The sequence below is a fragment of the Comamonas sp. C11 genome, assembly GCF_024496285.1.
GTDB classification, from domain to species: domain Bacteria; phylum Pseudomonadota; class Gammaproteobacteria; order Burkholderiales; family Burkholderiaceae_C; genus Comamonas; species Comamonas testosteroni_F.
On record NZ_CP101743.1, the window covers coordinates 4,680,250 to 4,691,177 of the forward strand.

The 10,928-nt window shown below is 63.3% G+C and carries 8 protein-coding genes; 2 read left to right on the top strand and 6 right to left on the bottom strand.

What is annotated here, in order from left to right; genetic code table 11:
• Positions 1-13 precede the first annotated feature (13 nt).
• Positions 14-1,339, bottom strand: coding sequence for an FAD-binding oxidoreductase (locus NOX35_RS21550; protein ID WP_182284265.1), 1,326 nt, complete (start codon positions 1,337-1,339; stop codon positions 14-16).
• A gap of 228 nt (positions 1,340-1,567) precedes the next feature.
• On the opposite strand from NOX35_RS21550, the gene NOX35_RS21555 reads away from it, so the two are divergent.
• Entirely contained in the window at positions 1,568-2,203 is a 636-nt protein-coding gene (locus NOX35_RS21555) for a TetR/AcrR family transcriptional regulator (protein WP_034355669.1), read from the top strand.
• A 114-nt stretch (positions 2,204-2,317) separates the two neighbouring features.
• Here NOX35_RS21555 and NOX35_RS21560 read toward each other — a convergent pair whose 3' ends face one another.
• The 4 genes from NOX35_RS21560 to NOX35_RS21575 form a co-directional block, all read right to left on the bottom strand.
• On the bottom strand, positions 2,318-3,247 hold the full coding sequence (locus tag NOX35_RS21560) for a DMT family transporter (RefSeq protein WP_232538016.1): 930 nt from the start codon (positions 3,245-3,247) through the stop codon (positions 2,318-2,320).
• A gap of 119 nt (positions 3,248-3,366) precedes the next feature.
• Positions 3,367-3,606, bottom strand: a complete 240-nt coding sequence (locus tag NOX35_RS21565) for a formate dehydrogenase subunit delta (protein WP_182284269.1) — start codon at positions 3,604-3,606, stop codon at positions 3,367-3,369.
• Positions 3,606-6,521 (bottom strand): formate dehydrogenase subunit alpha, encoded by a 2,916-nt coding sequence (gene fdhF, locus NOX35_RS21570; protein WP_182284271.1) that lies wholly within the window; start codon positions 6,519-6,521, stop codon positions 3,606-3,608. The genes NOX35_RS21565 and fdhF overlap by 1 nt, the downstream gene beginning before the upstream one ends.
• A gap of 10 nt (positions 6,522-6,531) precedes the next feature.
• Positions 6,532-8,685: a formate dehydrogenase subunit gamma gene (locus NOX35_RS21575; RefSeq protein ID WP_182284273.1), complete on the bottom strand. Its 2,154-nt coding sequence runs from the start codon at positions 8,683-8,685 to the stop codon at positions 6,532-6,534.
• Positions 8,686-8,993: 308 nt separating this feature from the next.
• Here NOX35_RS21575 and NOX35_RS21580 point away from each other — a divergent pair, with 308 nt between their 5' ends.
• Entirely contained in the window at positions 8,994-9,437 is a 444-nt protein-coding gene (locus tag NOX35_RS21580) for a MarR family winged helix-turn-helix transcriptional regulator (protein ID WP_182284275.1), read from the top strand.
• A gap of 81 nt (positions 9,438-9,518) precedes the next feature.
• On the opposite strand, the gene NOX35_RS21585 is transcribed toward NOX35_RS21580, so the two are convergent.
• Positions 9,519-10,835 (bottom strand): MFS transporter, encoded by a 1,317-nt coding sequence (locus NOX35_RS21585; protein ID WP_148748156.1) that lies wholly within the window; start codon positions 10,833-10,835, stop codon positions 9,519-9,521.
• Positions 10,836-10,928 lie beyond the last annotated feature (93 nt).

Below are 10,928 nucleotides of genomic sequence, written 5' to 3' on the forward strand. Positions count from 1 at the left end.
ATCCGAAAAGCGCTTACTGCTCGGCCCGGCCACGCCACATATCCCATGCCAGCGTGAGTCCCACGCCGACGTCGCGCAGCGGGCGCGGCGGGATGTAGTTGGCAGTGCCCTCGATGAGGAAGTCGTCGATCAGCGGGTTCTTGCGGCCCAGCGCCAGGTCGGCGATGAGCATGCCGGCAGCGGTGTGGCGCACGATGCCCGAGCCGTTGCAGCAGGACGCTGCCCAGGCGTTGTCGCCAATCCGGCCAAAGGCGGGCGCGTGGTTGTGCGAAACCGCCAGCCAGCCCATCCAGAAATGCTCAAGCTCGATGGCCCCGAGTTGTGGAAAGCGGCGGCGCAGCAGCGCCTGATTCATGGCCCTGGCCTTGGCGCGGCGCCCGTCAGTGGTGCGCAAGCTGGGTGAATACTCGAACCCCTGGCGGATCATCAGCCGCCGGTCGTGCGTCAGACGTACCGTGGAACCCGCCACGCCATGCGCGGGTGTCACACCCCAGGCTGCATCCGTTCCCAGCTGGGCGATCTGGGCATCGCTGAGCGGGTGAGTGAGGCTGGCGAACAGCAGAATCGGTACCTGGCGCTCCTGGTAGACGCCGAATGACTGCGAGAAAGCATTGACTGCCAGAATGGCCTTGCGCGCACGGATGCTGCCCTGGGCCGTGCGGACAAAGGGAGCCTCGCCTTCGAGCTTCGCCTCGATGACCGGCGAGTTCTCGAACAGCTGCACCTGGGACGGCAGGCTGTCGGCCAGACCACGCACCAGCGCCGCAGGATTCATGAGGCGCGTGCCCGGCGTGTAGACGGCTGCCGCGTAGTAATCGGAGCCTATGCGCTGGCGCAGCGCATCACGGTCCAGATATTCATGGGACTCCTGCCAGGCATCCAGATTGCGTGCATAAGGCTTGAGCGACTTCTGCGCCACCTCCTCCGTCACCGCCACGTGGTAGCGGCCGCGCTTTTGCCAGCCACAGGAGATGCTGTGCTCAGCCACCGCCCGCTCCAAGGCATCCACGGCAAAGCGGTTGACGCGGATCACGCGGCGGCCCGCCTCCACCGCGGCGTCCGATGGCGCCGAGCTGTGCGGCAGATCGATCGCGAAGCCCGAGTTGCGGCCCGAGGCGTTCTCCCCCACCACGCCCGCATCCACCACGGCGATGGAAGCATCAGGTTGCTGTTGCGCCAGCTGGCGTGCTGCCGCCAGCCCTGCATAGCCGGCGCCCACAATGACCCAGTCCACCGCCACATCGCCCTGCAGCGGCGCCTTCGGCTGACGAGTTCCCAGCAGCGCGCTCCATCCATTGGTGCGGTCGTCGGCGGGAAGGCGGTAAACAGAGCGTGACATGGCGGTTTCCAATAAGAGCCCTCGGAAGCTGACTCGCTCTCCAAGGTCGCTGATGAACAACAATGGAGGCGGAGTCTAAAACATAAAACATTAAACGTTTAATCTTTATTTATCATGGATTACCCGAGGGTGAAATTACCCAGACAGGCCCATCCAGCCATCAGAGCCGGAGCGTGTAGCATCTGGTGTGGTGCGTCATCGACGCCTTATGAATCACACACGCAGCCCATGAATCAAACAGGAAGCAAAACCGCCCCCCGCCGTACCCAGGCAGAACGCAGTCAGACCACCCAGCGCAAGATCATCAAATCCGCCATACGGCTGCTACAGAAAGTTGGGTTTCAGCAGACCAATCTGCAGGAAATTGCGCGTGGCGCCAAAGTCACGCTGGGGGCGGTGCAGCACCAGTTCGGCAGCCGCCAGGCGCTGATGGAGCAGGTGGTCGATGAAATCATGGCGCCGCTGGCGGCTGCGGGCGCAGGCTGGCCCGAAGATGCCGCGCAGCTGCCGCTGGAGCCGCGCGCTCGCGAATTCGTGCGCAGGGCCTGGCAAAGCGTCTATGCCCAACCCAGCTATGTGGCAACCTGGAGCATGTTTTTCGGCTGCAAGAGCACGCCGCTATTCGAGCGCATCAACGCGCACCGCTCCCAGCATGACCCCGCCTCCTTTGAGCACTTCGTGAAGGTTTTCCCGGAAATCGCCGAGCGCCATCCTCAGCCCAGCCACTTTGCATCTGTGGTGTTTGCTGCGCTGCGAGGCCTGGCCGTCATGCGCCTCTTCGAGATCGACGATGCAGCAGCCGAACATCAGTTGGAGGTGATCTCCCAGATGATCGTGAACGCAGGCACGATCAATCAGGCTTGAGCCGCAGGCAGCAGCGGCTTTCGTCCCCTGAACAAGCCAGGCCCATATTCAGCCAAAGCAAATTGAAACGCTTTCTGCAAAAGCGCTTCATGCCATCAAATATGAAGACCGACCTCAGGCTGTTGACCGACGCCCCCAGTTCATCACGGCCGTGCCCAGCACCGCCATGGCACCGCCGAGCACCATGGAGCCTTCAATGCTCTCGCCCAGCAGCAGGGCTGAAAGCAGAACGCCGATCACCGGCACCAGCGTGATATAGCCCGAGGCGGCACCCGCGCCCAGCGATTTGACGCCCGCGAAGTACCAGGCATAGGCCAGGGCCGTGGAGCCATAGGCCATGAAGACCATGGCAGTCCAGGCCGTGCCACTGGCCTGAAATGCCGAAACCAGCCCCTGCAGGCCTTCCAGCACCAGACTGGTGGCCAGAAGCAGCAAGGCACCGAAAATGGAAGTCACGGTGGTCGCAGCCAGCGCATCCACGCCTGCCAGCATGGCACGGCCGATCAGCGTGTAGCAAACCCAGCAGGCCACGCAGCCCAGAATCAGCATCTCGCCCACCCCTACCGTTCCGTTGAGCAATTGCATGGGATCGCCATGCGAGATGACCACCACGGCACCGCAGGCCGCCAACAACATGCCCAGCGCAATGGTGGCGTTGATGCGCTCCTTGAAGAGCCACACGGCGAACGCCAGCGTGACCACCGGATTGAGCGTGATGAGCAGCGCCGCCTTGCCCGCGGGCAGATGCTGCAGACCCGTGAGGAAAAAGCTGGCGTAGCCGAACACCCCGGTCGCGCCTGCGGCAAACATGCCCAGCCAGGTCTTGGCAGACCAGTGCCGGAGAGCCCCCAGCCCGCCCGAGAAATACAGCCAGGGCAGCAACAGGGTCGCGGCCAGCAAAAAGCGCAGCGCCGATGCTGCCAACGGCGGCATATTGAGCGCCAGAATGCGGCCTGCCGGCCAGGAAGCTCCCCACATCAGGGCCATGCCGAGCAGGCGCAGATGTGCGCTCATCAAAGAGCTCTTGACGGATTCGGAAGTCATGAAGATGGCCAATAAAAAAGCCGCGGCCATTCGATCGCGGGCAGCGGCTCAGATCAGGGATCTGAAGACCCAATATACCCGCAACGGGCGCAGAGGCTGCTCTTTTTCAGTGCGCAGCGCTATGTCTGCACATGCCCCAGCATTGCCGCATGCTTGTGCAGCGCGTCGCGCACCAGAGGCCGCAGCTGCGCAGCCTCGGAAGGCTCATTCAAGGCCGCCAGAATCCGAAGCCGCATGCGCGGTTCCCAGAACTTCTGAATATGCTGGGCAACACCGTCGAGCGCTTCCTCATGTTCGGGCATGGCCTCGAAGAACTCGGCTATGCGATTGGCCATGCGGATCAGGTTGCTCACATCCATCACTGACTCCCCATCTCCAGCTGCGCCGCGGCCAGATGACCGAGCTGCTGGTCGTTGAAACGCTTGTAGCCTTGCTGCCAGCTTGAAGGCTGTGCCACGGGCAATACCTGCACGGCCGTCACCTTGTACTCGGGACAGTTGGTGGCCCAGTCCGAGCTGTCGGTGGTGATCACGTTCGCGCCCGACTCGGGGAAATGGAAGGTGGTGTAGACCACACCGGGCTGTATGCGCTCGGTCACCGTGGCGCGCAGCACCGTCTGGCCGGAGCGGCTTTCAATGCCCACCCAGTCGCCATCGCGGATGCCGCGATCCTGTGCGTCATGCGGATGAATCTCGAGTCTGTCTTCACCGTGCCACTGGCTGTTGGCCGTGCGCCGCGTCTGCGCGCCCACGTTGTACTGCGAGAGAATGCGCCCCGTGGTCAGCAGCAGCGGAAAGCGCTGCGTGACCTTTTCATCGGTGGCCACGTACTGCGTGATGATGAAGCGGCCCTTGCCACGCACGAACTGCTCCTTGTGCATGATGGCCGTTCCCGCCTCTTCGGTGCTGTCGTTGCACGGCCACTGCACGCTGCCCAGGCGCTCGATCTTCTCGTAGCTCACGCCTGCGAAAGTGGGGGTCAGCTCCGCAATCTCGGCCATGATTTCGCGCGGATGGCCGTAGTTCATGGGATAACCCAGCGCCTTGGACAGGAGCTGCGTCACCTCCCAGTCGGCATAGCCGGCCAGCGGCTGCATGAGCTGGGTCACGCGCGAGATGCGGCGCTCGGCATTGGTGAAGGTGCCGTCCTTTTCCATGAAGGACGATCCGGGCAGGAACACATGGGCGTACTTGGCGGTTTCGTTGAGGAAGATGTCCTGCACCACCACGCACTCCATGGCCGACAGCGCTGCCGTCACATGCTGGGTGTTCGGGTCGGACTGCACGATGTCCTCGCCCTCGCAGTACAGACCCATGAAGCTGCCTTCCAGCGCGGCCTCGAACATATTGGGAATGCGCAAGCCCGGCTCGGGACTGAGCTTCACACCCCAGGCGCCTTCAAACTCGGCGCGTGTGATGCTGTCCGAGATATGGCGATAGCCCGGCAGCTCATGCGGAAAGCTGCCCATGTCGCAGGAGCCCTGGACATTGTTCTGCCCGCGCAAGGGATTCACGCCCACACCTTCGCGCCCCACATTGCCCGTGGCCATGGCCAGATTGGCAATGCCCATGACCATGGTCGAGCCCTGCGCATGTTCGGTCACGCCCAGGCCGTAGTAGATGGCCGAGTTGACCTGCCTTCCCTGCGGATGATCCATCGCCCCTCGCGCATACAGCCGCGCCGCGCCGCGTACCAGCTCGGGAGCCACGCCGGTGATGTCGGCCGTGGCCTCGGGCGAGTTCTCCGGCCTGGCAACGAACTCCTTCCATTGCGCAAAGGACTTGGCATCGCAGCGCTCGTCAATATAGGCATCGGCCAGCCAGCCCTCAGTGACGATCACATGGGCCAGCGCCGTGATCATGGCCACATTGGTGCCGGGCTTCAGCTGCAGGTGGTAGTCGGCCTTGACATGGGGCGAGTTGACGAGTTCGATCTCGCGCGGGTCGATCACGATCAACCCGGCGCCGGCACGCCGGGCGTCGCCACGCAGCCGCTTTTTCATGCGCGAGCCAAACACAGGGTGCGCCGCCGTGGGATTGGCGCCGATCACCATGATCACATCGGAGTGCTCGACCGACTTGAAGGTCTGCGTGCCTGCCGACGTGCCATAGGTCTGGCCCAGGCCATAGCCCGTTGGCGAGTGACAGACACGCGCACAGGTATCGACATTGTTGTTGCCGAAGGCGGCGCGGATCAGCTTCTGCACCAGATAGGTTTCCTCGTTGGTGCAGCGCGACGAGGTGATGCCGCCAATCGAGTCCCTGCCATGCTTGGCCTGGATGCGGCGGAATTCGCTGGCGGCATGACCAATGGCCTCCTCCCAGCTCACTTCGCGCCAGGGGTCGGTGATCTTTGCGCGGATCATGGGTTGGGTGATGCGGTCCTTGTGCGTGGCATAGCCCCAGGCAAAACGCCCCTTGACGCAGGCATGGCCTTCGTTGGCCTTGCCGTCCTTCCAGGGCACCATGCGCACCACCTGCTCGCCCTTCATCTCGGCCTTGAAGCCGCAGCCCACGCCGCAGTATGCGCAGGTGGTGATCTCGCTGTGCTCGCTCTGGCCCAGCTCGACCACGGTCTTTTCCTGCAAGGTGGCCGTGGGGCAGGCCTGCACGCAGGCACCGCAGCTCACGCAGTCGCTGGCCATGAAGCCGTCGCCCTGGCCTGCCGTGATGCGTGACTCGAAACCGCGCCCGCTGATCGTCAGCGCAAACGTGCCCTGCGTTTCCTCGCAGGCGCGCACGCAGCGATTGCAGACAATGCACTTGCTGGGGTCGTAGTTGAAATAGGGATTGGAGGTATCGACCTCGGCCCTGGCTTCGCCCTTGAAGTGGTTGGCTCCATCCATGCCATAGCGCACCTCGCGCAGACCGACCACTCCGGCCATGTCCTGCAGCTCGCAGTCGCCGTTGGACGAGCAGGTCAGGCAATCGAGCGGGTGGTCGGAGATATAGAGCTCCATCACGCCCTTGCGCAGCTCCTGCAGCTGCGGGCTCTGGGTGCACACCTTCATGCCTGCTTCGGCAGGCGTGGTGCAGGACGCAGGAAAGCCCTTGCGCCCCTCGATCTGCACCAGACACAACCGGCAGGAACCAAAGGGCTCCAGCGAATCCGTGGCACAGAGCCTGGGCACCTTGATGCCGCCATCGACAGCGGCACGCATCAGCGATGTGCCCTTGGGCACGGTGACCTCGCGGCCGTCGATATGCAGCGTGACCAGTTCCTCGGACAGGCTGGCAGGCGTTCCGCAATCGGTGTTCTTCAGATGTTCCAGCATGGCTCTCTCCTCAGGCGGGGTTCACGGTCTGCACGGGCTCGATACCGAAGTCCTGCGGATAATGCTGCAGCGCAGAGCGCACCGGATAGGGGGTCATGCCGCCCATGGCGCACAGGCTGCCGTGCTGCATGGTGTCGCACAGGCTCTCGAGCAGCGCCACATTGGCCGCATGCTCGGCGCCGCCTTGACGCGTGATGCGGTCTATCACCTCCACTCCCCGCGTGGAGCCAATGCGGCAGGGCGTGCATTTGCCGCAGGACTCGATGGCGCAGAACTCCATGGCGTAGCGCGCCAGCTGGGCCATATCGGCGCCGTCGTCATGCACGACCAGACCGCCATGGCCGACCACATTGCCTTTTGCGGCATAGGCTTCATAGTCCAGCGGATCGTCCCAGTCCTCGGGCGCCACATAGCTGCCCAACGGTCCGCCCACCTGAATGGCCTTGACGGGCCGGCCGCTGGCCGTGCCGCAGCCAAAATCCTGCACCAGCTCGCGCAGCGTAAGACCGAAGGCCTTTTCCACCAGGCCGCCTTGCGCAATATTGCCTGCCAGCTGGAACGGCAGCGTGCCACGCGAGCGACCCATGCCATAGCCCTGATAGAAGGCCGCGCCCCTGGCCAGGATGATGGGCACGGTCGCCAGCGTGATCACATTGTTGATCACCGTGGGCTTGCCGAACAGGCCTTCGATCGCGGGCAGCGGCGGCTTGGCACGCACAATGCCGCGCTTGCCTTCGATGCTCTCCAGCATGGCGGTCTCCTCGCCGCAGACATAGCTGCCCGCACCCTTGCGCACCTGCAGATAGAACGCCTTGCCGCTGCCGGCCACATTGCTGCCCAGCCAGCCCGCGGCACTGGCACGTGCAATCGCCTCGTTCAGCACCTCAATCGCATGCGGATATTCGCTGCGTACATAGATATAGCCCTGCGTCGCGCCGGCGGCCAGACCAGCGATCGCCATGCCCTCGATCAGGCAGAACGGGTCGCCCTCCATCAGCAAACGGTCGGCGAACGTGCCCGAATCGCCTTCGTCGGCATTGCAGGCAATGTATTTCTGCGGCTCGGGTGTAGCCGCAACGGTCTTCCATTTGATCCCCGCCGGAAATGCCGCCCCGCCGCGACCGCGCAGGCCGGAGTCCAGCACCTGCTGGACGATGGCTTCTGGCGCCATGGCCGCAGCGGCCCTGAGGCCTTGCCAGCCGCCATGGGCCTCGTAGTCCCGCAGGCTCAGCGGATCGACGATGCCCACGCGCGCAAAAGTCAGGCGCTCCTGGCGTGCCAGATAAGGGATTTGTTCGGTCAGCCCATGGCATAGCGCATGGGGCCGTCCCTGCAGCATGCCGGCATCCAGCAGACCCGACACATCAGCCACCTGAACCGGGCCGTAGGCCACGCGGCCCTGTGCAGTCTCGACCTCGACCAGGGTCTCCAGCCACAGCAAGCCGCGCGAGCCATTGCGTACCAGCTCCACCGCCAGGCCTCGCGCCGCGCACTCATGCTGCAGCGCCTGGGCCACGGCATCCGCGCCCACGGCCAGGGCTGCGGCATCGCGCGGCACATAGATGCGCGTGGCAGGAACAGCTTCACTTTCGATAGCTGGCTGCGTTTCATCGGCCTTGGTTTCAAGTTGGTTCTGCTGAATTTCCTCCAGCAGGGCATCAAACCGGTCCGCAGTCATTTGCGCATGGACTTTGCTCTCGTCGACCATCACGGCCGGCGACTGGGCACACAGCCCCAGGCAGTAAACCGGCTCAAGCGTCACGCTGCCATCGGCGCTCGTTCCATGGGCCTGGCAGCCCAGTGCCTCTTGCGCATGGGCGAACAGTGCATCGCCGCCACGCGACTTGCAGGCTTCGGCCCGGCAGATCTGGATCAGCGTCCTGCCGTGCGGCTGCTCGCGCAAATGCGGGTAATAGCTGACAACACCATGGACCTCGGCACGCGAAAGATTCAGGGCCTCGGCAATGACTGGCACAGCGGCACGCGGGATAAAGCCCAGCGCATTCTGCAGAGAGTGCAGCAGCTCGATCAGTGAACCGGGGCGCGATGCATGCTCGGCAATGGCGTGCTCGAGGGCTTCGCGTTCATGGCCACCGAGTGCAGAACCGGCACTGGCGGCTCCGTCGAAGGTGATGGGAATGATCTTCCCTTGAATGGCTGGCATGGGTGTCCCAACTGGCTTTCATTGTGGAAGCGAGGCGGCCTGTTCCGCAGACGCTTTGTCTCTCCTGCCATTTCAAGCCCTGACCGGCAAGCCGTCAAATTCATATTCCTGATTGCACCATTCAATGCGCGAATGAGCTGGCACCCTGCGCCGATGTACTCTCAAGCCCCGCTGCTCCTCCTTGCTGCACGTGCTGCTTTGACGCGGTTTTGCAGCGTCTCGCCCATAGACCTGGCTTGTCGCAAATCACGGTAATTGGCGTGATTTTTGGTAAGCTCCAACGCATCATGATTCACCAGCCATCAGCCATGACGTCACAGGATGGCTATCACTTCTCGGACCAGATCGGCCATCTGCTGCGACGCGTCTATCAAAGGCATGCCGCGCTTTTCCAGCAGTACATTCCTGACTCTCAGCTCACGGCGGCGCAATTCGTGGTGCTGTGCTCCGTGCGTGACAACAAAGGCAGCTCGCTGGCCGACATCGTCAAGGCCACGGTGATCGACCAGGCCACCATACGCGGCGTGGTGGACCGGCTCAAGCAGCGCGAACTGGTGCAGGTGGAGCATGACCGCATAGACCGGCGCAAGGTCGTCATCAACCTCACCGAAGCCGGTCAGGATCTGGTGCACGACATGGAGCCCTTTGCCAAGCAGATCACCGAAAGCACATACGGCAAGCTCAATCCTGCGGAGCGTCTGGCGCTGGATTTCCTGCTCAGGAAGATGCTGGAAGGCAGCGACTCCGAATGAGCTGCTGCGGCCCCAAAAAAGCAAAGGCCAGAAGGAGCAATCCTTCTGGCCTTTTTGCTGAGCCGGCCGCTCAGACCGTCATCAGTCCAGCGCCCGGTTGCGCGACTCCACGTCCACCGCCCAGATCGACAGCGCACCACCGACCAGCATCGCCGACAGCACGGCCAGAGCCATGGTGAAGTGGGTGGCCATGATGGGCGCAATGATGGCCGGGGCGAACAGGCCACCGAAACGCGCCACGGCCCCCGCCATGCCCATGCCGCTGGCGCGCAGGTCGGTCGGGTAGACCTCGGGCGTGAAGGCATACAACGCGCCCCAGGTGCCCAGCAGCGAGAAGCTCATCAGCAGCGTCGATCCGATCACCACGAAGGGCGAGGAGCCCAGGCTGTAGAGCATGCAGCCCACGGCACTGAGCAGCAGAAACCCGATCAGCGTAGGCTTGCGGCCCCAGCGTTCCACGCCATAAGCCGACAGCGCAAATCCGGGCAGTTGCACCAGCGCCAGCACCACCAGGAAGACCTGGCCACGCATGAAGGCAAAGCCTTCGCTGCTGAGCTTGACGGGCAGGTAGACAAAGACGCCGTAGTAGGCGATGGAGATCAGCGCCCAGGCCAGGAACAGCGAGAAGCTGCGACGGCGCAGATCCTGCGAGAACAGGGCGAAAAGAGACTTGCGCTCCTGCTTTTCAGGCTGCAGGGCCGGGATGTCGACCGTGTTTCCGTTGACCTTGGCCACCCGTTGCAGCACCTTGCGCGCCTCTTCGGACTTGCCGTTGCGGTTCAGGTACATGGGCGATTCGGGGATGTAGAAGCGCAGCACCACGCCGATCAGCGCCGGCAGTCCGGTCACGAAAAAGATCACGCGCCAGGCATCCTCGCCCCAATATACGGCCACCAGCGCCAGGATGGCCAGGAAGATGGTGCCCACGGCCCAGAACGACTCCAGCAGCACCAGCCAGCGGCCACGGCGGTCGCTGGGCAGGAACTCGGCCATCATGGTGTAGTCCACGGGCAGCGTGCCGCCCACGCCGATGCCTGTGATGAAGCGAAGCACCAGCAGCCAGGCGAACTCTGGCGCAAAGGCCGAAGCCACCCCCGCAAGGGCGTCGATCACCACGGCCATCATCAGCACCGGGCGGCGGCCTATGCGGTCTGCCAGTCTGCCGAAGACGAAGGCACCGATCAGCATGCCGATGAAGAAGAAGGTGCCGGTCTGCAGCGCCTCGGGCACAGTCTTGCCGAAAGTCTTGGCAATGGACGGCGCACTGAAACCAATGGACAGCACCTGCATGGCGTCCGCCAGCCAGACCAGGCCGAAGATCACGAACAGCCGATACTGAAACTTGCCCACACCCGCAGTCTGGATGCCTTTTTCCACTGAAATATATGTAGATGACATGCAGGAACTCCTTTTTTAGCCATCGCAATTGTTGAATCTGTCTTTCTTGCAAGCACCGCCATTCGGCCCCGGCCTATTCGTGCAGTGCTTTCC